A 24,386-nucleotide genomic window follows, 5' to 3' on the forward strand; every position below is an offset into this window, starting at 1 on the left:
CAGCGCGGTGCCCGCAGGCGGCAGGCGTACATCAGGCGAATTCCACTTCGACGTGGCCATGCACGCTGCGGAAAGCGGCGTCGGCCGCATCGATCACCTGTTGTTCCTGCTCGGCGCTCAATGGCACCGCGTCCAGTGCAGCGGTGAACTCACGCCAATGGCGCGCAGCGCCATCCGGGTGCGCGGCCAGGTGGCGGGCGCCGAAATCGCGATCCAGTCCCAGCTTGGCCGCCATCTTGTACAGGATGGTGCCGCCGAGGTTGGAGCCTTCGGCCACGTACAGCCAGCCCAACGCCGCCGGCAGCGGAAGGTCGGCCGGCAGCGCGGCGATGTCCGCACCCGGCAGGGTCTGCTCCAGGTCCTGCAGGTCGCGTGACACCTGCTTCAGGCGACGGCGCTCGCCGAGGTCCGGCAGCAGTGCGTCCAGGGCAGGATTGGCATACAGCGCGTCGATGCTGCGGTGGAAGCGGTACTGCACGCGCAGGAAGCGGGCGAAGTTGCTGCGGTCGGCGAAGATGTCGCCGGCCATGATGCGCTTGTCGAGCGCGCCGTGGCTGTCGCGGGTGGCGGCCTTGAGCCGCAGGCTGCGGCTGTCTTCAGGGGCGATGTGTGCGTTCATGGGGGATGCCAAGGGGGTCGTCGTGCTGTAGACGTTCGCCGCGGGGCTTTCCCCAAGGCCGTGTGCACCGATAATGGACCATCCCTTCTTCCCGCAGGAACCGATGATGATCACCACCGAACCGCGCATGACCAACCTGTTCCTGCAGCTCGGCCTGGAGGCCAGCGCCGAGGGCATCGCCCGCTTCATCCGCGAGCACCAGCTGGCCACCGATGTGGAAGTGGTCGAGGCGCCGTACTGGAACGACGCCCAGCGCCAGTTCCTGTCTGAATCGCTGCAGGCCGATGCGGCATGGAGCACGGTGGTGGATGAGCTGAACGAATCGCTGCACGAAGACGCGGTGAAGGCCGCGACCGGGCGCTAAGCACGCGATGGGCAGCGCCGGGCATGGCCCGGCGCTACCCGTTACACCGCAGGAGCGGTGCGGACCAGGGTCCGCACCCACCGAAAGCGCACTGCGCAGTCGATCAGTACTTCCAGGTCAACGCCAGCCGCGCGGTGCGGCCCGGGGCCGGCATCACGCCCAGGGCAAGCGGGTCCAGGTAGTAGCGGTCGGTCAGGTTGTCCACGCCCGCCTCCACCGACAGCTGGTCGTTGAAGCTCCAGCTGGCGAACAGGTCGACCAGGGTGGTCGGCCGGTACAGCTGCTGGATCGCCGACAGGCCGACGTTCCATTCCTTGTCCAGCTTGCTGATCGGGCCGGCGTTGTGCACCACGCGGGTGCCGAAGGTCAGGCGCTCGTCGAACAGGCGCGAACCCAGGGTCAGGTTGACCATGTAGCGCGGCGGGTTCTGCGTGTTGGTGTAGGAGCCTTCGAAGCCGCCATCGACGCAGTCCGGCGTGCCGGCCAGCTCCGCGTTCTTGCGCTGTTCGCCATACGCGCGGCGCTCGGCGGCGATATCCGGCGCACAGGTCTTGGCCTTGAAGTAGTAGTGCGCGGACAGGTCGGCAAACAGCTTGCCGCTGTCATAGCTGGACTGGAACTCCATGCCCGACACCTTGAACCGGTCGACGTTGCGGATCAGGCCGGCCGACAGCGTGCGGTAGTCGCGGGTGATCAGGTCGTCGATGCGGGTATCGAAGTAGGCCAGCTTCAGCGCCAGGCGGTCGCCGGCGGTGAACAGGTCGTAGCGGATGGTGCTGGCACCGATTTCCCAGCTGCGCGCACGCTCCGGCTTCAGTTCACCCACCGGCTTGGCAGCGGTGAACAGGCCCAGCGTGGTCTCGAACAGGCTTGGCAGCTTGGTGCCTTCGGCGTACTTCACGTAGACCATGGTGTCTTCGCTGAAGCGGTAGGCCACGCTGGCAGTCGGCGAGAACGCGCTGTCGCGGCGGCGGATCGGCTGCGACCAGCTCCAGCTGACCGGCACTTCCAGGTCCTGCGCCTTGCCCGCGTCGTAGAAGTTCCAGCCACCGATGTCGGCCACCGTGCCCTTCTTGTACGGCGAGGCCAGCAGCGATTCCTGGGTGAAGTTGCCGTTGGCATCCGGGTACCAGTTCAGCAGCGCGATGCGCTTGGCCCGCCACGACGGCAGCGCCGGGTTGCCGTTGAGCAGCTCGGTATAGCGGTACTGGCCCTGCACCTCGTAGGCGTCGGGCGTGGCCAGGCGGTTGCGGTCATGCACATCCACGCGGTTCCAGCGGCCACCGGCCAACAGCTCCCAATGCTCGTCAGGCTGCCACTTCAGCGAGGCCACGGCGCTGTATTCCTTGCGCTCGGCATTGCGCAGGAAGCGATTGTTGACCAGATCGTCGTGCATGACCGGCCCGGAGCTGCCCGGCGCGATGTCTTCATCGCTGTAGGACAGGCCGTAGTCGAGCGTGAACGCACCCGCGTGCGTATCGAATCTCGAGGTGTTGCTGGCGTCCAGGCCGAAGCGCTTCTGCCGCAGCGGGTTGCGGTAGGCATCCTTGTAGCCGGGGTCGCCACTGAAGCTGGGCGCGTCATACCACTCGGTGCGGCGGTCGAAGTACCACGGCGTGATGCCGGTCAGGCTGTTGTACATCACGCTGTCGGTATCGGTGTACGTGCCATTGACGCGCAGGTCGACCAGCTCGCTGTCCGGATTGAAGCGGTAGCGCAGGGTGTAGCTGTCCATGTCGACGTGGCCCGGATCCCACTGCGGGATGCGGTCACGATCAACGCGGATGATCTGCGAGGCCATGATCTCGCCGGCGGTGCCTTCGTAACGGCGGTAGCCCGCCTCAAGCGTCTGCGCGTCGTCGATGCGCCAGGTGCCCTTGAGCAGCGCCGACTTCGAGCGCGAGGAGGTGTTGAACACCTCGGTACGCGGCGGATTCAGCGGTGCCAGCGTGCGCCGGGTCTGCGGGAAGTCATCGTAGCCATGCTTGCCCGAGAAGTAGTTGCCCGTATCGCGGTAGGCGTAGGCGGCCACCAGGTCGAAGCGGTCCCAATGACCGGCGGCGGCGACGTTGAAGAACTGGTTGCCGGTGGCGCTGCGGTCGGTGCGCGGCACGGCGCTGTACGCCGGCAGGTTGTTGGCGCTGGCGTTGGCCAGGCCACCACGCACGCGCACGCCGAAATCGCGGCCTTCGCGCAGCACGTCACCGATCTTCAGGGTCTCCATCTCGACCACGCCGCCGATGCCGCCAGAGGCGTTGGCCTGCAGGCTGGGGCCCTTGGTGATGGTCAGGCTGGAGATCAGGTCCGGATCCAGGTAAGTGCGCTGCGACTGGCCTGCATAGCCGCGGTAGGTGTCGATGCTGGACTGGCCACCGTCGATGATCACCGGCACGCGGCCCTGGCCCTGGATGCCGCGGATGTTGACGTCGAAGCCGTTGCCCACGCGTGGGTCACCCGCAGTGACACCGGCAACACCCTTGACGATGTCGCCGTTGGAGGTGCCGCGGAAGCGCTCCAGGTGCGTGCGGTTGAGCGTGGTGGTGGAGCCGACGCTGCGGTAGCTGTCGAGCAGGCGGGCTTCGTCGCTGGTCGCGCCCGCATCGACCCGGTCGCCGGCCACGCTCAGCGTATCGGTGACGATTACGCCATCGCCGGCCTGCGCCGGCGTCGCTGCTTCCAGCGTGACCGCATCGGCGCTGACCCGGCGTACTGCCAGGCCACTGCCCTGCAACAGCTGCTGCAGCGCGTCGTTGGCCGACAGGCTGCCGTTGACCGCACGCGAGGTCACGCCCTGGGCCAGCGTGGCCGGATAGACGACCTGGATGCCGGACTGACGCATGTAGCTGCGCAGCGCTTCGTCCAGCGGCTGCGCCGGAATGTCGAAACGCTGCACGACGGCGTGATCACCGCGGGCGCTCTGCGCCAGCACGGACGGCGCGGCGCTGGCCAGGCCTGCGGCCAGCAATGCGATGCACAGGCGGGACGGGCGCAGCACGCGGCCCGGACGATGGGAGTCGAACATGGGGGAACCTGTCAGGTAATCAGTGCCGCGGGCGCGGCGTCATCCGCAACACAGGCGGACACGGCGACGTACGTGGCGGCGGCGGGTACGTTCGCGGAGTAAGACGGATGGGAGCGCGACGACCCCAAGGGAGATTTGCGGAAGATGGAGGGTGAAGGCATCCACGCATGGCGTGGATCTACTGGACGATGGCGACGCCGAAGGGAAGACGGGTCACCTGCAGACCGGCCGTCGCGGCCAGCGCATCCAGCGCCTGTTCCGGGCGATCGATGCGCAAGGCTGCACTTACCGCCGGCAGCCGCGAAAGATCACCGCGCACGAAGGTCGGCCCGGCACGGTAACGTCCCACCCATTGCACGGCGTCGGCGACACTGGCCTGCTCCAGCAGCAGCTCACCCTGGCGCCACGCGCCTACGCTGTCCGCTGCCACGTCTTCCAGGCGGGCCACGCCGCTGTGCTCACCGTAGACCGCGCGCTGTCCCACCTGCAGGTAGGTCCAGCCACCGTCGGCCGGGCTGGCCACCCGCACCCTGCCCTGCCCGACCTGGGTTTCCACCTGGCCATCGCCGCGCGCGACGGTGAACGCGGTCGAGATGTCCTCGACCACGCCATTGCCCGCACGCACACTGAAACGCCGCTCTGCATCAGGGGTGACGTCGAACCAGGCGCGTCCGCGCAGCAGCTCGACCTGGCGCGCATGCGCGTCGAAACGCACGGCAATCGCGCTGTCCGCATCCAGTACTGCACGGCTGCCGTCGGGCAGTTGCACGTCCTGCACGACATGCGTGCTGCGATGATCGGCCTGCAGGCGCAGCCAGGCTTCCGGCCAGGCCACCAGCATCGCCAGTGCCGCCGCCGCAGCCATCGCCCAGCGCAGTCGCCGCGACCGCGGCCGATGCACCGGCCTGGCCTGCGGACGCGGCCCGATGCTGCGCCACAGCGCACGCTCGTGTTCGAAGGCCCGGCGGTGCTCCGGCTGGGCCAGCCAGCGTTCGAACTCGTGCATCCGCGCCTCGCCGACGTCGCCCGACGCCAGCCACGCGATCCAGCCCCGGGCCTGTTCGGCCAGGGCATCGTCATTGGCGGCGGGCAGCATGTTCGGCGGGCTCATCGGCTGGCGGACAGGCGCATTCAAGCGCGGGCAGGGGAACTAGACCGCATCCACGGTCCAGTGATCAAGACGTTCCAGCGAAGGGCAACCCCAAGATCGGACGGTCATCGACCGCTGCGCGCCCAGGCCAGGCGTTGCAGCGCCGTGCGTACATGGTTCTCGACGGTGGTGACCGACACGCCGAGCCGGCGCGCGATCTCGGCCTGGGTCAGACCCTGCAGGCGGTTGAGACGGAAGATCGTTCGCGTCGGCTCCGGCAGGTGGCCTGCCGCATCCAGCACGCGCTGCAGTTCGTCCTGCGCCATGGCCTGCTCCTCGGTCGAGATCACCTCGTCCGGGCCCCACAGATAGTGGTCCGCCAGCAGGCGGTTGCGGCGGGTTGATTCACGACCGTGGTCGGTGGCCAGGTTGGCCGCCAGCCGGTACAGATAGGCGCGCGGATTGTCGATGGACTGCGTGTCATCAACCCCACGGGCCTTGAACCAGACCGCCTGGATCACGTCCTCGGCGCCGTTGTCGCTCCCCAGGATGCGTTGAACGCGGCGCAGCAGCGCCGACCGCTCGCGGATCAGCAGTTCGGTGAGGGTGGCGGCATTGGAGGACATGCGCGGAGCCGGTATCACGGACAAGGAGGCGCCGCGCATGCTACTCCGTTAATGCGAATCAGTCACGTTTGCATTCCTGACGGCTCTCACAGGCAGTCGGTCAGCCCGTCGTAGATGCTCGTAGCGGTTCGAGGCAGCAAGGCATGCAGCGCGTCATGTCCGGATCCAATACCCCATACCTCCAACAGTTCGTCCAGCCGGGTTCCTGCAGCCAGCGGCACCGCGCAGGCATAGCGGCCGACATCGGCATCGATCTGCCCGGTCTGCTGCACCCAGGTCGAGCTTCCCGAAAAGGTCCAGATGCAGCCAGCGACCACGCCGGTGGATTGTTGCACCGAGCAGCGCAGGCGCATCGCCCTGAGGTTGTAATACTCCCCCTCGCAGAAGGTATCGCCACAGACGTCGTCAAAGCCGCGCACCAGCTGCCGCTCGGCGGCGAGGAAACGCGCGTGGCCGGCGCCCGGTGCGGGGTAGTCACGGGCATCCACGTAGCGCGGACCGGCCTGCACGGCCCCCGCCATCAACAGCCCGCAGGCCAGCCATCGCGTCTTGAACCCGCCCATCAGCCGTCCCTCCGCGCATTCCGGATGCAGTCGGGCAGCACGTCGAACAGGCCGTGATCGAGCCCGGGCAGGGGCCCCACCAGGCCACCCGGCGCGTCCAGCGCGGCATGGAACGCCTCAACCGGCATCCCCGGATGCAACTCCACCGGACAGACCCAACGGCCATTGTCGACGCGAATCTCGCCACTGTCGGCCTGTACCGCCAGCTCGCTGGCGGCAATGACCCAGGCACATCGCTGCACCGTGCCGCGATGGGCCAGCACGGCACAACGAAACTCCAGTACCTGGTAATTGCTGTACTGCCCTTCACACCAGGTATCGGCGCAGCGTGCGTCGAACTCCCTCGTCAGCGCCGCCTCCAGGCCATAGGCGCGCTCCCAGTTGGCCTCCGGTCGCGGATAGTCGATCAGATCGACGTGCAGGCCTCGGGCCTGCACCGGCAGGGACACCAGCAGCAGCGCGACGGCGGTGAATCGGGCATGCCAGGACATGGGCAGCACTCCTTGGAGATGGAGGTCCAGCCTGCGCCGCCCGCGCCGGGTTCCCCATCAGCCAATCCCCGGGCGGACCGTAAGGACGCCCCGCGCGGTGCCGTGGGCTGCCCTCCCCTGCACAGCGCCCGGCAAAGGCATAAAATGGTCAGCTATCCGTCTACACCCCCACCTGGAGCACACCATGGGTCTGGAACTCGTCTCGCCCGGCAAGAACCCGCCGGAAGAAATCAACGTCATCATCGAGATCCCGAAGGACTCGGAGCCGGTGAAGTACGAAGTGGACAAGGAAACCGGCGCGATCTTCGTCGACCGCATCCTGTCCACCCCGATGCGCTACCCGTGCAACTACGGCTACGTGCCGAGCACCCTGTGCGGTGATGGCGACCCGGCCGACGTGCTGGTGGTGCTGCCGCTGCCGCTGGTGCCGGGCTCGGTGGTGCGCTGCCGTCCGGTCGGCGTGCTGAAGATGAGCGATGAGGCAGGCAGCGACGAGAAGATCCTGGCCGTGCCGGTCTCGAAGATTTTCAGCGGCTACGCCCACGTTGAAGACATCGCCCAGGTGTCCAGCCACTGGCTGGAGCGCATCGGCCACTTCTTCGAGCACTACAAGGACCTGGAAAAGGGCAAGTGGGTCAAGCTGGACGGCTGGGGCGGCGCCGCCGAGGCCAAGCAGATCCTGATCGAAGCGCACCAGCGCCACCTCGACAGCAAGGCCTGAGCCTGAACCGGATCGCTCCGGCATGCCCTGCCGGAGCGATGCGGGTCACGTTTCAAGACGACGGCACATCACTCTTGCTGTCGTATTAGGTAAATTGCGTCACTTCACACGTCGTCGACATCCATCGTCGAGACAGCCAGGGGAATGTGTCGTGCGTATTCTGCTTGTTGGGGATGCAGCCAGCCTGCCGGCCGAGCTGACCGAATTCATTGCCGATCTTGGGGAAGACTGGCAGCCGTTGACCGCCGCCGATGGCCAGACCGCGATGACCGCGGTGGCCACGCAGGGCGTGGATGCGGTGATCGTCTGCCCGCAACTGCCGGACCTCAATGCCACCACGCTGCTGGGCCAGATCCGGACCCTGCGCCCGGAAACCATCCGCATCGCGCTGGTGGATGCCCTGCATGGCAACCGGCCGCCGCCGGCACGCCTGATCGGCGTTGCCCATCGCTTCCTGCCGTTGCCGCTGGCGCCGGAAGTGCTGCTGGAGGCGCTGACCAGCCTGGAAGAGCTGCGCGAGGTGCTGGACAGCCCGCGCCTGCGCGATGCCATCGGCCGCATCGAGAAGCTGCCATCACCGCCGCACCTGTACCTGAGCCTGACCCAGGCGCTGGAGCACGACGACGATGCCGACAGCGCTGACGTCGCCAAGCTGGTCGCCGCCGATCCGGCCATCGCCGCCAAGGTACTGCAGTTGTCGAACTCGGCGTTCTTCAGCCAGGGCCGCACCATCTCCGACCTGCGCACCGCGGTGACCCGGCTGGGCCTGGCCACGCTGCGCGACCTGGTGCTGGCCAGCGAAGTGTTCTCGGCACCGACGCTGTCGACCGCCGAACGCAATTCGCTGCAGCAGCGCGCGCTGCTTGCCTCGCGGCTGGCCGCACGCCTGCTGCCCGAATCCAGCGCCGAACTGGGCGCGACCGCCGCGCTGCTGGCCGACATCGGCCTGCTGCTGCCCGGTGTGCGCAATGAACGTTCCGAGCCATCGCTGGCGGGAGATACGCGTCCCGGCCACGCCGAGGCGGGCGCCTATCTGCTGGGCCTGTGGGGCCTGCCGATGCCGATCATTGAAGCAGTGGCCTTCCACCTGCAGCCGCAGCGCGCCAATACGCGCAGCTTCTGGGTGACCGGTGCGGTGCATGTTGCACTGGCCCTGGTCAACGGCGATCCGGTGGACGAGGACTATCTGCAGCGCGCGGGCGTGCTCAACAAGCTGCCGCTATGGCGCGAGCATGCCAATGCGTTGATGGGGCTGGTTCCCAGCGACGCCTGAACCCACCACTGCATCCCAGCGAACTCAAGGGGCGCGCCTGACGGCGCGCCCTTTCCTGCATCAGCGCGCGCCGCAGGCATCCTGCACGCAGTGACGATATTGCAGATCGCACAACACCTTCGACTTGCCCGCAGCCAGGCATTCCTGGCGAAGCTCCTCGCAATACAGCCCGCCCCCACAGACGCCACCGGTCTGGGCGAACACCGCACCCACCAATGTTGCATAGATCAGTGCAGCAGCAGACAGTTTGTGCAACAGCGTGCTCTTCATCGCTCTCTCCATGTGCAAGTGTCCGCAAGTGGACCCGTCAACTGTGTTGATTACGACACGGCAGGAACGTGATTTCGCTCACCTTCCAACATGTTTCGGAATTCCCCTACAAATAAAGAGGGCGGGCCTTGCGGCCCGCCCTCCCATTACTGCTGTCGCACTTCGATCGATCAGAAGCGCTGGGTGTACTTCATGTAGTAGAAACGACCGATATCGAAGCCACCGTAGTAGGAGAAGCTCGAGTTCGGCTGGCTGTACATGACCGGGCCTTCGTGGTTGAACACGTTGTTGGCACCGAGCGAGACAGTGGCCTGCCACGGCAGGTTGTAACGCACCTGCACGTCGTGGAAGGTGTTCGAACCGACCTTGCGGCTCGGCTGGCCCAGGGTATAGGCCGAGGTGAAGTCAGGCAGGTTGCACTCGGTATCGTAGGAGCACGGCTCCTTCATGCCCGAGTAGTAACGCACGCCCCAGTTCACGCCCAGGTTGCCCAGGGTCCAGTCGACATTGAGGTTCGAACGGACGCGGAAGTTGGCACCCCAATCGCCGGTCGCCCAGCTGGTGTGCTGCTCGACCGGGGTTTCGGCCTCGTTGTCACGCTTGTACTCGAGGTAATCGACGTAGGTGGTCTTCCAGTCGATGACGAACTTGCCGAAGGAGAACTCCGGCAGGCGGTACTTGACGCCCAGGTCGTAACCTGCGGTTTCCTGGTAACCACCGTTGATCAGGGTACGGGTGACGTCGACCACCTGGTTGACGGTGCGGCCGTCGGTGCCGCGTTCGAAACGCTCACACGCCGACGCCACGCCCAGCACGTAGCACTGGTTGAGGATCGAGGTCACCGACTCGGCGGCGATCACGTTGTTGATGCGGATCTTCCACCAGTCCAGGCTGACGTCCAGGCCCTGCACGAAGTTCGGGCTGTACACCAGGCCTGCGGTCCAGGTCTTGGAGGTTTCCGGCTTCAGTTCCGGGTTGGAGCCCGACTCGAAGGCGCTGTAGGACTGGGTGCCCGGGCCGGTCGACTGCGCACCGCCGGAGGTGATCTGGCGGAAGTTGGCCGGAACGCCGCCCGCCTGGCAGGCTGCGGCAACCGACGGGTTGCGCGCGGCCGAGCCGAAGCTGCTGTCGCACGGATCGGTGTAGGCGTCGAAGGTCTGCGACGTGCCACCGTACATGTTGGAGATGCTCGGGGCGCGGAAGCCGGTCGAGTAGGTCGCACGCACCAGCAGGTCGTCGATCGGCTTCCACTTCAGGCCGAACTTGCTGTTGATGGTGTCACCGAAGGTGTTGTAGTCCGAGTAGCGGCCGGCCATGTCGAGCGACAGCTCCTTGGCGAACGGCATGTCGGCCAGCACCGGCACGTTCAGTTCGACGTAGAACTCGTCGAGCTTGTAGCTGCCCTTGGTCGGCTTGCCGGCCAGGTCGGTGCTCAGGCCCGACTGCAGCAGCGCATCCGGGTTGTACTCGCCGCTTTCTTCGCGGTGCTCGTAACCGGCCGCGATGGCCAGCTCACCGGCCGGCAGCGAGAACAGCGAGCCACCGATGTTGGCGCTGTAGGCCTTGGTGGTGTTGGTGTAGGTATCGTGGCTCGGCAGGTACAGGTAGGCCTGCAGGGCCGGATCGGCCAGCGAGCCGTTGCCGGTCGAGCCGTACGGTGCCAGCGGGTTCCACGGGGTGCAGCCGGCGATGACGTGGCCCGGGGTGCCGCAACGGGCAACGTCGCCGTCCATGAAGGACGGGCCGACCGCATTCTGCACGTTCGGGATGAACAGGTTGCCGGTGCCGGTCTTCACGCCCTTGTTCTGGTTGTAGACGTAACCCACGTCCCAGTCCCAGAACTTGTCGCCGAACTCGAACGAACCTTCCAGGCCGGCCGAGAAGCGGAAGGTCTCCTGCTCGGATTCGGTCTGACGCGGCACTTCGGAGGTACGACGGATGAATTCCGCGTCCTTGCCCAGCGGGTTGTAGATGCTGTCGGCCGACAGCGGGGTGCCGTAGACCTCGGACTGGTACGGGTAGCCGGCGATCTGCTGGGTGGCCGTACGCTTGGTGTACAGCACGTTCGCGGTGGCGCGGATGTTGTCGGTCAGGTCGTAGTTGCCATTGGCGAACACCGAACGACGGGTCAGCTTGTTCTGCAGCCACATTTCCTGGCTGGCATTGGTGTAGTCAGCCGTGCCGAATTCGCGGAAATCGGCCATGGTGTTGCCCGAGCCGTTGTTGCCACGGGTGTACCAGACGTCGTCGTTCGCGTCCTTCGGGGTGCCCATGTCATCAATCAGCACGCCGTGGTTGGACGCCGGCGACCAGCCGTTGGCATCCGTATCGGTCGGGTTCGGGTGGAAGCGACCGTTCGGGTAGCGGCTGAAGGAACGATCCTTCGCCCAGACCGGATCTTCCTTGCTGTACTCGGCACCGAAGGTGATCGAACCGCGCTCACCGGTCTGGCCGTAGACGAAGTTGTAGACCTGCTTCTCGCCGTCGCCCTGGCCGTACTGGCCGCCGTAGACGCTGGCTTCCAGGCCGTCGAAGTTCTTGCGGGTGATGATGTTGATCACGCCGGCGATGGCATCGGAGCCGTAGATCGCCGAGGCGCCGTCGGTCAGCACTTCAATGCGCTCGACCACCGAGGTCGGGATGGCAGCCAGATCGGTGTAGCCGCCGGTGCTGACGCCCATGCGCTTGCCGTCCAGCAGCACGAGGGTGCGCTCCGGGCCCAGGCCGCGCAGGTCGACGTACTGGCCGCCCACTTCTTCGCCCGAGGTCAGGGCGTCGGCACGGCTGATGGCCGGCGAACCGGTCGCCGACAGGTTCTGCACGATATCGCCGACGCTGGTGAAGCCCTGCTTCTCGATGTCGGCGCGCTGCAGCGCGATCACGGGCTGCGCGGTTTCCATGCTCGCCTGGCGGATGCGCGAGCCGGTGACCGAAATGCGGTCCAGGTCGGTCGTGGCCTTCGCTTCCTGGGCGGAAGCAAAGGCCGGCGCCAGCGCCAGCGCGATGCCGGCGGGCAGCAGGCCGAGCCGCACTGCGGGATTACAAACGTTCATCAATCTCTCCAAGGTACGTGTTAGCAGCGTGTTAAAACACCCCAGCACGTTACGATTGCGTTGCGACGCTGTATTTGCGCGACCCAACCAGAGACTTTGCAGAATGTGGCGGCAGAACCCCGCCGTTTTCGCGGAAGCGCGATGCGGATTGGCCATAGCGGGCGCGGAAGGCGCGGGCGAAGCTGCAGCAGTTGTCGAATCCACTCGCTGCGGCGACCTCACCCACCATCATGTCGGTGTCACGCAGCAGATCGGCGGCCCGTTCCAGGCGCAATCGTGCCGAAAGCGACTGAGGACTCTCTTCGTAGAGGCTCTGGAAGGTCTTGGAGAGATACCAGCTGGAGAAGTTGGTCAGCTCGGCCAGCTCACCGATCCGCACCACGCGATGGCTGTTGCCTTCCAGGTAGAGCCTTGCGCGTTGCATGCGCCCGAACACCTGGCGCTTGCGGCTGCGCGAGCGTCCCGGGCAGCGCTGCACGTTCTCGGCCAAGCCACGTTGCAGGCTCGCCAGATGCAGCAGCAGCGGCCTGAGCGCATGGGCCGGCTGGCCACTGGCCAGCGCATCGCGCCACAGCCGCAGGCCCACCCGAGCGTCGCTGCGGTTCAGGCGGCCACGACCGGCATACAGGCCACAATCGGCCATCTCGGTCAGTACCCGCAGCGCCTCAACGTTCAGGTTCAGGCCCACGCACAACCCGTTGCGGCCCGCCTGCACCAGCGGCCGGGACTCCTTCTCGAATGCGATCCACTCGCCTTGGCGGAGCCGGAAGCGCCCTTCCTTGGCTTCGACCCAGGAACTGCCACGCACCTGCATCCACACCGTGAAGCTGCTTCCCGCCGTCTGCAGGCTGCCCAGCCGGGCGACGCCGAGGCAGGTGGGCGTGCCTTCATCGAGGGACTTGTCGAGAGAGACGGTTTGGCCGCGATCGGCCAGTGAGAGTTGACGCATGCGGGCACCACGGATTTGCCTAGTACAGGCCTCCGTTTTGCCCAATCAGGCGGCAGCACGTCAGGAAAGTCTGCCGAGATCGCCACGAATTCGTGGCGAGAACGGCACGAAAAAATTACGAAGAGAAATTCTTCTTGAAAATCAAAAGCCTGGAGAACGCCGGGAACAAGGTCGGCGCCGGCCGAGGCAGCTGCATGACGCCGATGTCGGCGCCATCGCTCACCGCCAGGGCCACGTACAGATCACGACCATCGGCGCTGGCACTGATCCCGTTGCCCGCGCTGAGCCGTTGCGCATCCAGGCAACGCTCCGGGGCCTCGACACCGGCCTCGATGCGGACCAGGGTCGTGCCACACCGGGTGGAGGTTCCCAGGTAGCCGATAGCGCCACTGCCGGCGACCGTCCAGGTGCGATAGCGCCAGCGGCTCGGCCGGTCCTCGCTGATCTGGCGCACGCTGGCCGACGACAGTGCCGGATCGACCGACCACAGCCCGCCAGCCGCCAGGCGCGTGAACAGCACCCGCCCGCTGCCACGATCGAAACGGGCCTGCGATACCCCGTCGATGCTGGCCAGCCGGCGCCAGGGCTGCGTACTGCGATCGAACAGGCTCAACCGGGTACGCTGGTCCGCATCGCGTTCAACCACCAGCAGCTGGTCCTCGGTTGCACCGTACAGGGCCTGCAGCGGCTGCTCCGCCGGCACCGGCAACGCCTGCAGGCGCTCATCTCGCGGTGAGATCTCGTAGATCACCGTGCGCCCGTGTTCATCGCGCCCCACCACCAGCAGGTGGCGGCTGTCGGCGGCCCAGTCCGGCGCCTGCCGCCCCTCTGGCCGCAGGCCCTCGATCGGCCGCAACGAGTCCGGCCGCTGCATGTCGGCCCACCACAGGGCGAAACTGCCCGAACGATCAGAGGTGAAGACCAGCTGCCGGCCGTCAGGCGCCGCCATGGGCTGGCCATCGCGGCCACTGGAAGCGAACAGGCGCTGCGCACTGCCGCCCTCGGTCGGCACCTTGAACACACCGAACTGCGCACGCCGGTGAACGAACGCCAGCACCCCGCCATGCCGCGACACCGCAGGCCACTGCGCATCGTCCAGGCCGGCATCACGCAGCGTGCGGCGTTCAACATCGAGGTAGTACAGGCGCACTTCGCTGTCGACACGCCGCCCGAACACGATGGTGCGGCCATCATCGACCCACGCCCAGCCCCGCTGCTCGGCCGCTTCGTTGGTCAGTTGCTCCGGGACGCCGCCGCTGGCCGGCATCCGCCACAGATCGCCCATCTGCGGGTTGCGCACGAACACCAGCCACTTGCCATCCGGCGAGTAGCGCGGCGCATAGTCGAAGTCGTCTGTATCGACACTGTAATCCACCGCATTCCACTGACCACTGGCCAGGTCGAGCACACGGATGCCGCGGTGCGCATACCGCCCGACCATGCTGCCGAATACCAGCCCACGGCCGTCAGGGGTCCAGTCGAAACTGAGCAGTTCGGTGCCGTCACAGCGCGTTGCCTGGCGCAGCGCGCCACCGGTAGCGCTGGCAATCAGCACCTGGCAGCCGCCTTCGGCGCTGAACCGTGCAAAGGCGATCTCGCGGCCATCCGGCGACCAGCTGGGAAAACGATCGCTGGCGCCCAGCGGGGGAGCGAGCAACTGGCGCGCGGGCGCATTGCCCGAGGTCTGCACCTTGATCGCTCCGCCACCCTTGCCGTCCTCGTTGGCGCCTTCATAAGCAACCTGGGAACCATCGGGGGAGAGTGTTGGATAGGTCTCGAAGCCACTGGTGGCGGTGATCAACCGGTAGGGCCGCTGCGGGCTGCCGATCACGCGGACACCGTTCTCGACAGCCGCATCCACCGGCGAACTCGCCACTGGCGCCCGGCGCAGCAGCAGCATCGTCAGCACGATCACCGCCGCCAGCATCAGCAGGCCTGCTGCCAGCAGCACCTTGCGCCGGACCTGGCGCCAGGTCCGGCGCAGGCCCGGTGCCGGCACCGCAATGCTGACAGGAACCACGCCCGCGGCGCCTGCCAGCGTCAGCGGCGGATCGGCAATCTCGCCGATCTCCATCGCAGGCTCGGGCGCTTCCAGCACCTGGACCGGTACCAGCAGGCGGTAGCCGCTCTTGGCGATGGTCTCGATATAGGCCTGGCCGTTGTCGTCGTCGTTGGCAAACGCCTTGCGCAGCTGCGTGACCGCCTGGGTCAACACGTCGTTGGTCGGCAGCGTGTCAGGCCACACTTCGGCAAACAGCTCCTCGCGGGTGACCACCCGGCCGGGCTGCCGCAGCAGCACGCGCAGCACACCCAGCGCCTTCGGTGTCAGCCGGCGTGGACGACGCGCACCCGAAACTTCGACCTCTCGCGAGGACAAAGTGACGACGCATTCGCCAACCTGGATGCGGTCGGCCTCGGGCGGCTGTGTTTCGCTGCTGTTCATTTTCCGATATACAGTAGGGACGGGCCTGGGCAGGTTTCACCAGCGATACCGTCCCCATGCAGGGACAACAAAAAGCCAGATTCCGCACAAAGCATCGGCGCATACCGCAAAAACAATTACGCGTACCGATATTAGCCTAAGCCGGTTACCCCGCCTATGACGGGGTCGACACTCAGGCTCTCTCTCGCCGACGCATTCACATAATCTGCATCATCATTCGCGCCCTTGCGGGCGCGAAATTTTTATCTGGCGTTCATTTTCACATGCGGCGGAGCATCGTCAGTCCGACCAGCCGTGAAACCACCAGCGCGACATACATGACGCCCGCGAACTGTTCCAGCATGACCAATGCCCGCGCCTGCGGATGCAGCGGCACCACATCGCTCAATCCGACCCCGGACAACAAGCTGAAGCTCAGATAAAGCAATTCCATCCAACTGCGCTGCGGCCCCCCGCCCGTGCCCTGGAAACTGCCCGGGTACCACTGCTGGCACACCGCGAACGCAAACGCGAACGCCCAGGCCAGCAGGGTGAAGGTCGCACCGGCGGCAAACAGCTCATCGCGGGTGACCTTGTGGTCCTGCAGCATGTACGCGATCAACGCACCGGCGGTGTAGAAGTACAGCAGGCTCTCCAGCAGCTGCGCCGTGGTCAGCAGCGCGCTGCGGTCCAGCAGGGCGCCGGCCAGCGAGAACACCACCGAGGGGATCGCCAGCAGCAGCGCCAGCCAGGTGCCCAGCGGACTGCGCTGCACCACCCACAGGGCAAGGCCAAGCACCGCCATCCCGAACATGCCCAGCGCCGCGCGGCCGGCGGCGGTGTCATCCAGCGCGGGATACAGCAGCACCGCCAGCAGTTGTGCTCCCAGCAGCCAGGCCGAGGGATGGCGGCGGGCAATGGCCAGCCAGCGGGTGGTCATGGCAACAGGCATGGCGTCCTTTCCCCGGGGCGATGGGCGGAGGATAGCCGGACGCGGTGTGATGAACGGTGGTGCCGGCTGCTGGCCGGCACGACCCTTCGCGCATCACCCTTGGTGGTACACCTCGGCACCGGCGGCGCGGAATTCCTCCGACTTGGCCTTCATGCCGGCTTCGGCGTAGTCACGCACGTCCTGGGTGATCCGCATCGAACAGAAGTGCGGGCCGCACATCGAACAGAAGTGGGCCAGCTTGTGCGCATCCTTCGGCAGGGTCTCATCATGGAACTCCTTGGCCTTCTCCGGATCCAGGCCGAGGTGGAACTGATCCTCCCAGCGGAATTCGAAGCGCGCCTTGCTCAGTGCGTTGTCGCGCACCTGCGCGCCCGGATGACCCTTGGCCAGGTCAGCCGCATGCGCGGCGATGCGGTAGGCCATGATGCCGTCGCGCACGTCCTGGCGGTTGGGCAGGCCCAGATGCTCCTTCGGCGTCACGTAGCAGAGCATCGCCGTGCCGAACCAGCCGATCATCGCCGCGCCGATCGCACTGGTGATGTGGTCGTAGCCAGGTGCGATGTCGGTGGTCAGCGGCCCCAGCGTATAGAACGGCGCTTCGCCGCACTCGCGCAGCTGCTTGTCCATGTTCTCCTTGATCAGCTGCATCGGCACGTGGCCGGGGCCTTCGATCATGGTCTGCACGTCGTGCTTCCAGGCAATCTTCGTCAGCTCGCCCAGCGTTTCCAGTTCGCCGAACTGCGCTGCATCGTTGGCATCGGCGATGCAGCCCGGGCGCAGGCCGTCGCCCAGCGAAAAGGTCACGTCGTAGGCCTTCATGATCTCGCAGATCTCTTCGAAATGCGTGTAGAGGAAGTTCTCCTTGTGATGCGCCAGGCACCACTTGGCCATGATCGATCCGCCACGGCTGACGATGCCGGTCACCCGCTTGGCGGTGAGCGGCACATAGCGCAGCAGCACGCCGGCATGGATGGTGAAGTAGTCCACCCCCTGCTCGGCCTGCTCGATCAGCGTGTCGCGGAAGATCTCCCAGGTCAGCGCTTCGGCGCGGCCGTCGACTTTCTCCAGCGCCTGGTAGATCGGCACGGTGCCGATCGCCACCGGCGAGTTGCGGATGATCCATTCGCGGGTTTCGTGGATGTGCTTGCCGGTGGACAGGTCCATCACCGTGTCGCCGCCCCAGCGGATCGCCCACACCAGCTTCTCCACTTCCTCGGCGATGCCGGAGGACACCGCACTGTTGCCGATGTTGGCATTGATCTTGGTGAGGAAATTGCGGCCGATGATCATCGGCTCGCTTTCCGGATGGTTGATGTTGTTGGGCAGCACCGCACGGCCGCGCGCGATCTCGTCACGCACGAATTCCGGCGTGATGATCTTCTGGATCGACGCACCGAACGCCTCGCCGGGATGCTGCTGCAGCAGGCCAGCATCGCGGATCGCATCCAGCCGCTGGTTCTCGCGGATGGCGACGAATTCCATTTCCGGCGTGATGATGCCGCGGCGTGCGTAATGCATCTGGGTGACGTTGGCGCCGGCGCGTGCACGGCGCGGCAGGCTGCGTGCGGGGAAGCGCACCGCGTCGAGCTTCGGGTCATGCTCGCGATCGCGACCGAATGAAGAACTCAGGCCTTCGAGCTGCTCGGTGTCGCCGCGCTCTTCCACCCAGCCGCGACGCAGCGCTGGCAAGCCAGCGGACAGATCGATGCGCACTTCCGGATCGGTATACGGGCCCGACGTGTCGTAGACCGTGACCGGTGCATTCTCTTCGCCGCCGAACAGCGTCGGCGTGCGGGTCAGCGCGATCTCGCGCATCGGCACCTGCAGGTCCGGGCGCGAGCCGGGCACGTGGACCTTGCGCGAGCCGGGAATGGGCCGGGTCACGGATTCGGAGAGTTGCTGGGCCTGTTGCTGCAGGGCAGAGAGCTGTGCGTTCATCGGGCATCGTCCAGGAAGGTCAGGGACGAAGCGGCGGCGCACTGCCGCCACGCACGGACGGTCCCTGGGCGGAGTCCGGGCATGGCAGCATTGCAAAGCTTCCCTACGCCGGTATGAGCCGGATCAGGTTCCAAGGGACTGTCTCAACCGTGGCCGTTTGGCCGCGGTACCCCCGCTTCTTGCTGCGCATTAGAGCATAGAAAGCACTGCAGCTCATGGCCGTTGCAGCCGCGCATCGCGTGGATCCGTTGTTTCTGTATTAACAGAACCGTGACATCGCGTTCAGTAACGTGCACGTCCGTCGCGCTCCAGCGACCGATGCTTCCTTCGCCGCCGACGCGGCCCCTGCCCGGTTCGCACTGCACGCCGCCGGCCCCTCGCTGCAAGCTCTGCTCGCTCCCCTCAATCCCTTGATCGGAGAAGCTCCTTCATGGTGTTTCGCGTTTCCATCGCACTGGTTCTCGTCCTGGTGCTGCTGGCTGGCTTCGCGCCCGGCCCGTTCAATACCGTCGTCCAGTCGGTACTCGCCGATGTCATCCGCAGTGTCGGTTGGCTCTATCTTCTGGTCGTGTTCCTGGCGCTGACCTTCCTGATGTACCTGGCCTTCGGTCGTTTCGGCAACCTGCGCATCGGCGGTGAAGATGCCGAACCGGAATTCTCGCGCGCCAGCTGGATGTCGATGCTGTTCGCCGCAGGCATGGGCATCGGCCTGGTGTTCTGGGGCGCCGCCGAGCCGATTTCCCACTTCACCAAGCCACCGGAAGGCCTGGCCCCGCAGAGCATGGACGCGGCGCGGGCTTCGATGCGCTATGCGTTCTTCCATTGGGGCCTGCACCCCTGGGCAATTTACGCGCTGATCGGCCTGGCGATGGCCTGGTTCCAGTTCAACCGCAACGGCCGCGGCCTGGTCAGCGACATGCTGCAGCCGATCATCGGCCGCCACCATCGCGGCTGGATCGGACGCGTGGTCAACATTGCAGCGGTCGTTGCCACCGCGATTGGCGTGGCCACCACGCTGGGCTTCGGCACCATCCAGATCGCTGCCGGCATGGAGCGCGTGTTCGGCCTGCATGCGGGCGTGCCCCTGCAGCTGACCATCATCGCCATCGCGTTCGTGCTGTACATGGCGTCCACCGCCAGTGGCGTGGAGCGCGGAGTGAAGTGGCTGTCCAACTTCAACCTTGCGCTGGCCGCGCTGCTGGCGGCCACCGTGCTGGTGCTGGGCCCGACCGGATTCATCTTCGATACGTTCACCACCACCCTGGGCTCGTACCTCAACCAGCTGGTGACCATGAGCCTGCGCATGTCGCCGTTCTCCGGCAGCACATGGGTAGCGGACTGGACCATCTTCTACTGGGCGTGGTGGATTTCCTGGGCCCCGTTCGTCGGCTCGTTCATCGCGCGCATCTCGCGCGGGCGCAGTGTCCGCGAGTTCGTCATCGGTGTGGTGCTGGCACCGACCGTGCTGGGCTTCTTCTGGTTCGCGGTGTTTGGCGGCACCGCGCTGTGGGCGCAGATCTTCGGCCATGCCGATCTGGTACAGGCACTGGGCAACGGCTATGAAACGGTGCTGTTCACCCTGTTTGACAGCATGCCGCTGCCCTTGCTGCTTTCCTGCATCGCGCTGGTGCTGCTGATGATCTTCTTCGTGACATCGGCCGATTCGGCGGTGCTGGTGCTGGCCAGCATGTCCACCGATGAAGCGGGCGATCCGCCGTTGAAGCGCAAGCTGGCCTGGGGCATCGCGGTGGCATTGATCGCAGCGGCACTGCTGCTGGCGGGCGGCCTGGATGCGCTGCAGGGCATGATCACGATCGCAGCGTTGCCATTCGCGCTGCTGATGGTGCTGGTGATGGTGTCGCTGTACCGGGTGCTGGACCAGGAGTACACGCGCGAGCGGCGGCAGGCGCAGCGCCAGCGGCACATGATCGATGCGTGGATCGCCCGCGAGATGGCGGCGCAGGAAGAGACGCAGGCGGAGGCGGCACGCGCGCAGGATTCGGATTGAGGGTGTTTTGCAGCCTGCGGCTGCACCGCTTTTTTCCAGCAACGGCCCAGGTCAAATTCAAAAGCGGCTCTGGATTACTGCTGGTTTGGCGGGGCGGTGTGGGTGGGCAGGACACGCCGTAAACCCCGCTCCGCGGTCCGGCCCAGCCGCTGGCGGCTGTGCGTTCGGGCGCTTGCGAAGCAGTGCTTCGCAAGCAAAGCGCCCTCACCCCTGGGGGCTCGATGGCGCCATCCATGGCGCCAACGGTCCTGCACACCCACACCGCCCCACCCTCGACAGTTTCCGTGTGACGGTTGGTTTTCCACGCTTTGCGTGGAAGATGTGTATTGGAAAACAAGAAGGGGTCGGAGCCGTTTTCCTGCGGAAAACGGCTCCGACCCCAACCCAAAGCGCGCGGCTGTTGCTCTTGCTCTTGCTCTTCTTTTTTCTTTTCCTGCGGTGATGGCCAGGGAAACTGTCAGAGGCCGGGCGGGTGAGCTGGGCGGGGGTGTCAGCCGCATGGATGCGGCTGCCAAGCCTCCAGGGACGGATTCACGGCGTCCCCCGACCAGCTCACCCGCCCGGCCAAGCCCCGCATCGCTGCCATCACCGCAGAGGGGGCTCAGCCCGTTGGCCGGGAAACCTCAGTACCCCGCCGCCTGCCCATCCTTGCGGCTCTCCGACGCACCGTAGTAAACCCCGGTATCCGGATCACGCATGATCGCCTGGTACCCACCATATGGGCCGTCGGCGAACACGATGCGATGCCCCTTGCGCATCAGCGCACGCACCGTCTCATACGGGAATCCGGTTTCCAGATTCACTTCACCGCCATCGGTCATCGCCGTGGCCTGCCCGGTCGGTTCGGTCGAGCCCTCGTGCTGGATGCGCGGTGCATCACCGGCTTCCTGCAGGTTCATGCCGAAGTCCACCAGGTTCATCACGATCTGCGCGTGACCCTGCGGCTGCATCGCGCCGCCCATGACGCCGAAGCTGGCATACGGCTTGCCGCCCTTGGTGATGAAGGCCGGGATGATGGTCTGGAACGGCCGCTTGCCCGGCGCATAGCCGTTGGGATGGTTCTTCTGCAGCACGAACATCTCGCCGCGATCCTGCAGGATGAAGCCCAGCCCCGGCGGCGCCATGCCACTCCCCATGCCGCGGTAGTTGGACTGGATCAGCGACACCATCATGCCGTCGGCGTCGGCCACGGTCATGTAGATGGTGTCGCCCTCTTCCAGCTGTTTCGGTGTGCCCGGCTGCACTTCCTTCAACGCCTTGCCCATCGAGATCAGCGCGCGGCGCTGCGCGGCGTACTCCTTGGAAATCAGCTTCTGCACGGGCGCCGGCTGGAACGCCATGTCGGCGTAGAAACGCGCACGGTCGGCGAAGGCCAGCTTCTTCGCTTCGACGAACAGATGCACATGTTCCGGCGAGCCGAACGGAATCTTCGAGAAATCGTAGCCCTCCAGTACGTTGAGGATCTGCAGTGCCGCGATGCCCTGGCTGTTCGGCGGCAGTTCCCACACGTCGTAGCCGCGGTAGTTGCTGCTGACCGGCTCGACCCACTCGCCATGGTGGTCGGCCATGTCCTGGTAACTGAGGTAACCGCCGTTGGCCTTGAAGTAGTCGCCGATGGTGCGGGCGATATCGCCCTTGTAGAAGGCGTCGCGCCCGCCATCGGCGATCTTCTGCAGGGTGCTGGCCAGGTTCGGGTTCTTCCACATCTCCCCCTTGCGCGGGGCGTGGCCGTTGATCGTGAACTGCTCCTTGAAGCCAGGGTACTGCGACAGCTTGGGCACCGAGCGATCCCAGTAGTAGGCGATCACTTCGGCCACCGGATGGCCCTCGCGGGCGTAGCGGATTGCCGGCGCCAGGTTGTCGGCCATCGGCGTGCGGCCAAAGCGGTCGTGCAGCGCGAACCAGCCGTCGACTGCGCCGGGCACAGAGACCGGCAGGGGGCCGGTGGCCGGGATGTCCTTCAGGCCACGGCGCTGGAACTCGGCCAGGGTCAGCGACTTCGGCGAGCGGCCCGAACCGTTGTAGCCGTACAGCTTCTGCGTCTTCGGGTCCCAGACGATGGCGAACAGGTCGCCGCCGATGCCGTTGCCGGTGGGCTCCATCAGGCCGAGTGCAGCGTTGGCGGCGATTGCCGCGTCCACCGCCGAGCCACCGCCCTTCATCACATCGAGTGCGATCTGGGTGGCCAGCGGCTGCGATGTGGCCGCCATGGCATGGGGCGCGATCACTTCCGAACGGGTGGCGAAGGTGTGGCCGGTGATGCGGTCGGCGGCAGAGGACAGTGCGGGCACGGTGGCCAGCACGGCGGCGGCCAGCAGGGAACGGGCAAGACGTCGGGACACGGTCGGGTTCCGATGGAAGGGTGGTCCCCGATCTTCGCCGCTGCGGCCTTCACGCGGTATCGGGCAGAGGTCATGGGCGAAGGCCTTTGCTGGGTGCGGACCTTGGTCCGCCCCCAGCAAGGCGAATACAAGCCGGAATCCGCGCAAAAGCTGCCCTGATAAAGAGTGAATTCGGGTTCACCGAAACACTTTCAGCGGCAACCATCCTTGCGCCACAAGCGATTGCGCTGGATGCAGCGGAAACCGAAAAAAAATCTATCGCGAGGGTTGACATCGCCAAAACGGCTGTGTTTCTCTCGATCACATGTTGCATCACAACACGCCACCGCGAACCCACATCGAAGCCGCCGACACCGGCGCCGCATCGCTGCGTTCGATTCTTGTGCTCGTACTTATTACCCAACCCACAGGTGCGGGACGAGCCAGCGTGTAAGCAACAAACACACCGGAACTCATCAAAAACCCGCACCCGCCCCGGTGCGGGTTTTTTCATTTCAGGACCTGGTTTCAGACGCAACCACCATGAAAAACGCCTCCTTCAACACCAGGACCCGCACCACCACGACGCCTCGTGGTAGCTGTGCCTGTGCGATGCGTGGCACCTCCTCCACCGCTTTCCCCTGACCGGCCGGCACGTCACCTCGACGACCGGCCGTTCTTTTTTCTTCCCACCGCAAGGAACCTCCCCCATGAGCACCAACGACCTGCCCCAGACCAAGATCGCCGTCATCGGCTACGGCAGCCAGGGCCGCGCCCACGCACTGAACCTGCGCGAATCAGGCTTCGACGTGGTGGTAGGCCTGCGTCCGGGCGGCCCGACCGAGGTCAAGGCGCAGGCCGACGGCTTCACCGTGAAAGCACCGGCCGAAGCGGTGAAGGACGCCGACCTGGTCGCCGTGCTGACCCCGGACATGGTGCAGAAGAAGCTCTACGACGACGTGCTGGCGCCGAACATGAAGCAGGGCGCGGTGCTGTTGTTCGCGCACGGCCTGAACGTGCACTTCGACATGATCAAGCCGCGCGAGGACCTGGACGTGGTGCTGGTCGCGCCGAAGGGCCCGGGCGCGCTGGTGCGCCGCGAGTATGAAATCGGCCGCGGCGTACCGTGCATCTGGGCGGTCTACCAGGACAAGAGCGGCAAGGCCGCCGACTACGCCCTGGCCTATGCCGGTGGCCTGGGCGGCGCCCGCGCCAACCTGATCCAGACCACCTTCAAGGAAGAGACCGAGACCGATCTGTTCGGCGAACAGGCGGTGCTGTGCGGCGGCGCCTCGGCGCTGGTGCAGGCCGGTTTCGAGACCCTGGTCGAAGCCGGTTACCAGCCGGAGATCGCCTACTACGAAGTGCTGCACGAACTGAAGCTGATCGTCGACCTGTTCTACGAAGGCGGCATCTCGCGCATGCTGGAATTCATTTCCGAGACCGCGCAGTACGGCGACTACGTCAGCGGCCCGCGCGTGATCGACGCCGGTACCAAGGCGCGCATGAAGGAAGTGCTGAAGGACATCCAGGACGGCACCTTCACCAAGAACTGGGTGGCCGAGTACGAAGCGGGCCTGCCGAACTACAACAAGTTCAAGCAGGCCGACCTGGAGCACCCGATCGAAAAGGTGGGCAAGGAACTGCGCGCCAAGATGGTCTGGTTGCAAGGACAGGCCGCGTAACCACGCGGCCCTCCCCCAC

The 24,386-nt window shown here is 65.9% G+C and carries 18 protein-coding genes and 1 riboswitch; of the genes, 5 read left to right on the forward strand and 13 right to left on the reverse strand.

Translation table 11 applies throughout. The features are described 5' to 3' along the window. Positions 1 to 31 precede the first annotated feature (31 nt). Positions 32 to 619 carry a biliverdin-producing heme oxygenase gene (locus N440_RS14450; RefSeq protein ID WP_008267425.1) on the reverse strand — a complete coding sequence of 196 codons (588 nt, stop codon included), beginning with the start codon at positions 617 to 619 and terminating at the stop codon, positions 32 to 34. A gap of 106 nt (positions 620 to 725) precedes the next feature. On the opposite strand from N440_RS14450, the gene N440_RS14455 reads away from it, so the two are divergent. Continuing rightward, a complete protein-coding gene (locus N440_RS14455) occupies positions 726 to 983 on the forward strand; it encodes a DUF2789 domain-containing protein (protein ID WP_049456981.1) in 258 nt (85 codons plus the stop codon). Between the two features lie 103 nt (positions 984 to 1,086). Here N440_RS14455 and N440_RS14460 read toward each other — a convergent pair whose 3' ends face one another. From N440_RS14460 to N440_RS14480, 5 genes are all read right to left on the reverse strand, one after another. Beyond that, positions 1,087 to 4,005: a TonB-dependent receptor gene (locus N440_RS14460; protein ID WP_133935500.1), complete on the reverse strand. Its 2,919-nt coding sequence runs from the start codon at positions 4,003 to 4,005 to the stop codon at positions 1,087 to 1,089. 178 nt (positions 4,006 to 4,183) lie between these two features. Then, positions 4,184 to 5,116 (reverse strand): FecR domain-containing protein, encoded by a 933-nt coding sequence (locus N440_RS14465; protein WP_133935501.1) that lies wholly within the window; start codon positions 5,114 to 5,116, stop codon positions 4,184 to 4,186. Between the two features lie 104 nt (positions 5,117 to 5,220). Beyond that, positions 5,221 to 5,721 (reverse strand): RNA polymerase sigma factor, encoded by a 501-nt coding sequence (locus N440_RS14470; protein ID WP_133935502.1) that lies wholly within the window; start codon positions 5,719 to 5,721, stop codon positions 5,221 to 5,223. 86 nt (positions 5,722 to 5,807) lie between these two features. Continuing rightward, positions 5,808 to 6,284 carry a hypothetical protein gene (locus N440_RS14475; RefSeq protein WP_133935503.1) on the reverse strand — a complete coding sequence of 159 codons (477 nt, stop codon included), beginning with the start codon at positions 6,282 to 6,284 and terminating at the stop codon, positions 5,808 to 5,810. Further along, a complete protein-coding gene (locus N440_RS14480; RefSeq protein WP_133935504.1) occupies positions 6,284 to 6,775 on the reverse strand; it encodes a hypothetical protein in 492 nt (163 codons plus the stop codon). The genes N440_RS14475 and N440_RS14480 overlap by 1 nt, the downstream gene beginning before the upstream one ends. 184 nt (positions 6,776 to 6,959) lie before the next feature. Between N440_RS14480 and ppa the strand changes: the two genes are divergently transcribed. Then, positions 6,960 to 7,496, forward strand: coding sequence for an inorganic diphosphatase (gene ppa, locus N440_RS14485; protein ID WP_005410935.1), 537 nt, complete (start codon positions 6,960 to 6,962; stop codon positions 7,494 to 7,496). 151 nt (positions 7,497 to 7,647) lie between these two features. Next, positions 7,648 to 8,769 carry an HDOD domain-containing protein gene (locus N440_RS14490; protein ID WP_006467784.1) on the forward strand — a complete coding sequence of 374 codons (1,122 nt, stop codon included), beginning with the start codon at positions 7,648 to 7,650 and terminating at the stop codon, positions 8,767 to 8,769. 60 nt (positions 8,770 to 8,829) lie between these two features. Here N440_RS14490 and N440_RS14495 read toward each other — a convergent pair whose 3' ends face one another. The 6 genes from N440_RS14495 to thiC form a co-directional block, all read right to left on the reverse strand. Next, on the reverse strand, positions 8,830 to 9,039 hold the full coding sequence (locus N440_RS14495) for a hypothetical protein (RefSeq protein ID WP_010483987.1): 210 nt from the start codon (positions 9,037 to 9,039) through the stop codon (positions 8,830 to 8,832). A gap of 170 nt (positions 9,040 to 9,209) precedes the next feature. Continuing rightward, the gene (locus N440_RS14500) at positions 9,210 to 12,092 is read right to left on the reverse strand and encodes a TonB-dependent receptor (protein WP_243831353.1); all 2,883 of its coding nucleotides are present in this window, start codon (positions 12,090 to 12,092) and stop codon (positions 9,210 to 9,212) included. 49 nt (positions 12,093 to 12,141) lie between these two features. Next, on the reverse strand, positions 12,142 to 13,041 hold the full coding sequence (locus N440_RS14505; protein WP_049456953.1) for a helix-turn-helix transcriptional regulator: 900 nt from the start codon (positions 13,039 to 13,041) through the stop codon (positions 12,142 to 12,144). Positions 13,042 to 13,156: 115 nt separating this feature from the next. Continuing rightward, positions 13,157 to 15,484 (reverse strand): winged helix-turn-helix domain-containing protein, encoded by a 2,328-nt coding sequence (locus N440_RS14510; RefSeq protein ID WP_133935505.1) that lies wholly within the window; start codon positions 15,482 to 15,484, stop codon positions 13,157 to 13,159. A gap of 259 nt (positions 15,485 to 15,743) precedes the next feature. Next, complete coding sequence (locus N440_RS14515; protein ID WP_050413344.1) at positions 15,744 to 16,415, reverse strand: ion channel; 672 nt, start codon at positions 16,413 to 16,415, stop codon at positions 15,744 to 15,746. Between the two features lie 93 nt (positions 16,416 to 16,508). Then, positions 16,509 to 18,353 (reverse strand): phosphomethylpyrimidine synthase ThiC, encoded by a 1,845-nt coding sequence (gene thiC, locus N440_RS14520; protein WP_133935506.1) that lies wholly within the window; start codon positions 18,351 to 18,353, stop codon positions 16,509 to 16,511. A gap of 82 nt (positions 18,354 to 18,435) precedes the next feature. Further along, positions 18,436 to 18,537, reverse strand: a riboswitch (TPP riboswitch). A gap of 246 nt (positions 18,538 to 18,783) precedes the next feature. On the opposite strand from thiC, the gene N440_RS14525 reads away from it, so the two are divergent. After that, positions 18,784 to 20,361: a BCCT family transporter gene (locus tag N440_RS14525; RefSeq protein ID WP_133935507.1), complete on the forward strand. Its 1,578-nt coding sequence runs from the start codon at positions 18,784 to 18,786 to the stop codon at positions 20,359 to 20,361. A 623-nt stretch (positions 20,362 to 20,984) separates the two neighbouring features. On the opposite strand, the gene ggt is transcribed toward N440_RS14525, so the two are convergent. Next, on the reverse strand, positions 20,985 to 22,703 hold the full coding sequence (gene ggt, locus N440_RS14530) for a gamma-glutamyltransferase (RefSeq protein WP_133935508.1): 1,719 nt from the start codon (positions 22,701 to 22,703) through the stop codon (positions 20,985 to 20,987). A gap of 689 nt (positions 22,704 to 23,392) precedes the next feature. Here ggt and ilvC point away from each other — a divergent pair. Then, complete coding sequence (gene ilvC, locus N440_RS14535; protein ID WP_008265163.1) at positions 23,393 to 24,367, forward strand: ketol-acid reductoisomerase; 975 nt, start codon at positions 23,393 to 23,395, stop codon at positions 24,365 to 24,367. Positions 24,368 to 24,386: the final 19 nt, after the last annotated feature.

This window comes from Stenotrophomonas sp. CC22-02 (genome assembly GCF_004365115.1).
Lineage (GTDB): Bacteria > Pseudomonadota > Gammaproteobacteria > Xanthomonadales > Xanthomonadaceae > Stenotrophomonas > Stenotrophomonas forensis.

Bases quoted from the DNA above. Each gene is read 5' to 3' on its own strand.
- N440_RS14450 (WP_008267425.1), bottom strand. From the start codon at position 619: ATGAACGCACACATCGCCCCTGAAGACAGCCGCAGCCTGCGGCTCAAG.
- N440_RS14455 (WP_049456981.1), top strand. From the start codon at position 726: ATGATCACCACCGAACCGCGCATGACCAACCTGTTCCTGCAGCTCGGC.
- N440_RS14460 (WP_133935500.1), bottom strand. From the start codon at position 4,005: ATGTTCGACTCCCATCGTCCGGGCCGCGTGCTGCGCCCGTCCCGCCTG.
- N440_RS14465 (WP_133935501.1), bottom strand. From the start codon at position 5,116: ATGAGCCCGCCGAACATGCTGCCCGCCGCCAATGACGATGCCCTGGCC.
- N440_RS14470 (WP_133935502.1), bottom strand. From the start codon at position 5,721: ATGTCCTCCAATGCCGCCACCCTCACCGAACTGCTGATCCGCGAGCGG.
- N440_RS14475 (WP_133935503.1), bottom strand. From the start codon at position 6,284: ATGGGCGGGTTCAAGACGCGATGGCTGGCCTGCGGGCTGTTGATGGCG.
- N440_RS14480 (WP_133935504.1), bottom strand. From the start codon at position 6,775: ATGTCCTGGCATGCCCGATTCACCGCCGTCGCGCTGCTGCTGGTGTCC.
- ppa (WP_005410935.1), top strand. From the start codon at position 6,960: ATGGGTCTGGAACTCGTCTCGCCCGGCAAGAACCCGCCGGAAGAAATC.
- N440_RS14495 (WP_010483987.1), bottom strand. From the start codon at position 9,039: ATGAAGAGCACGCTGTTGCACAAACTGTCTGCTGCTGCACTGATCTAT.
- N440_RS14500 (WP_243831353.1), bottom strand. From the start codon at position 12,092: ATGAACGTTTGTAATCCCGCAGTGCGGCTCGGCCTGCTGCCCGCCGGC.
- N440_RS14505 (WP_049456953.1), bottom strand. From the start codon at position 13,041: ATGCGTCAACTCTCACTGGCCGATCGCGGCCAAACCGTCTCTCTCGAC.
- N440_RS14510 (WP_133935505.1), bottom strand. From the start codon at position 15,484: ATGAACAGCAGCGAAACACAGCCGCCCGAGGCCGACCGCATCCAGGTT.
- N440_RS14515 (WP_050413344.1), bottom strand. From the start codon at position 16,415: ATGCCTGTTGCCATGACCACCCGCTGGCTGGCCATTGCCCGCCGCCAT.
- thiC (WP_133935506.1), bottom strand. From the start codon at position 18,353: ATGAACGCACAGCTCTCTGCCCTGCAGCAACAGGCCCAGCAACTCTCC.
- N440_RS14525 (WP_133935507.1), top strand. From the start codon at position 18,784: ATGGTGTTTCGCGTTTCCATCGCACTGGTTCTCGTCCTGGTGCTGCTG.
- ilvC (WP_008265163.1), top strand. From the start codon at position 23,393: ATGAGCACCAACGACCTGCCCCAGACCAAGATCGCCGTCATCGGCTAC.